The organism is Nostoc sp. 'Peltigera membranacea cyanobiont' 232, from assembly GCF_002245985.1.
Lineage (GTDB): Bacteria > Cyanobacteriota > Cyanobacteriia > Cyanobacteriales > Nostocaceae > Nostoc.
The window spans coordinates 1-1360 of record NZ_NOLK01000386.1 but is presented as its reverse complement, the minus strand read 5'-3'; the positions used below and the strand labels follow the sequence as shown (position 1 = coordinate 1360).

Below are 1360 nucleotides of genomic sequence, written 5' to 3'. Positions count from 1 at the left end.
CCCCAATCCCCAGTCCCCCTAATAGTGGAACAACTTAAGCCTCGCTATTCTGTTGTTTGGACGAACAAAATTGCTGAAGTACCCCAAAATGCCTGGAATGCTTTGGCAATGCCACTCAAAACGCCATTTTTAGAATGGGAGTGGCTAAACAATATTGAAACCTCTCAGAGCGCTACGGCTAAAACTGGTTGGTTGCCAAATCACTTGACATTGTGGCGTGATAGAACACTGATTGCGGCTGCGCCACTTTATCTAAAAGGACATAGTTCTGGTGAATTTGTTTTTGACCACCAATGGGCAGAATTAGCCGATCGCATTGGAGTTCAATATTACCCAAAATTGCTGGGAATGACACCATTTACCCCGGCTGAAGGTTATCGATTTTTAATTGCCCCAGGAGAAGATGAGGATGAGATCACAGCGATAATGGTGCATGAAATTGACACTTTTTGCTCTAAAAATCGGATTTCTGGGTGTCATTTTCTCTACGTCGATCCTCAATGGCGGCCGATGCTGGAACGGCATGGCTTTACAACTTGGCTGCACCACAGTTACGTTTGGGAAAATGCTGGGTTTAAAACTTTTGATGACTACTTGAAAGTTTTCAACGCCAATCAGCGCCGTAATATTAAGCGGGAACGCAAAGCTGTGGAGAAAGCAGGTTTACGATTGCAAGCGCTGACTGGTGATGAAATTCCTTACTCTTCATTTCCTTTGATGTACCAGTTTTATGCTGACACCTGTGATAAGTTTGGCTGGTGGGGTAGCAAGTATCTCACACAGCGATTTTTTGAGCAGCTAAACGCCGATTATCGCCATCGAGTCTTGTTTGTCGCTGCATATAGCGAGGAAGATAACTCTCATCCTTTAGGAATGTCCTTTTGTTTGTTTAAAGGTGACAAACTCTATGGACGTTATTGGGGAAGTTTCCAAGAGATAGATTGTTTACATTTTGATGCTTGCTATTATGCACCCATCGAGTGGGCGATCGCTAACAATATCCAAAGTTTTGATCCTGGTGCGGGTGGCCGCCACAAAAAACGGCGCGGTTTCCCCGCTATGCCCAATCACAGTTTGCACCGCTTTTACAACAATCGTCTAGGACAAATTATCCGTCCCTATATTAAGGAAGTGAATCAACTCGAACAGCAGGAAATTGAGGCGATTAATGCAGAGTTGCCATTTAGTGAGAAAAATCTTTCTTGAAAAGGGGTCTTTTGACTTTGTTTTCCCCCCTTTTTAAGGCAGCTTGATTACTTATTAAACCCGAAGAACCCCACCCCGCCAAAGCTACGCTTTGGCGGGGTGGGGTTCTTCGGGAGGGGTTGAGGGTGGGGTGCAATGACTGTGGGAATTATAA

General features: G+C 44.7%; 1 protein-coding gene. It reads left to right on the top strand.

Annotation, left to right across the window (positions count from 1 at the left end):
• The first annotated feature begins 21 nt into the window (after nucleotides 1-21).
• A complete protein-coding gene (locus CDG79_RS40510) occupies nucleotides 22-1206 on the top strand; it encodes a GNAT family N-acetyltransferase (protein ID WP_094347043.1) in 1185 nt (394 codons plus the stop codon).
• Nucleotides 1207-1360 lie beyond the last annotated feature (154 nt).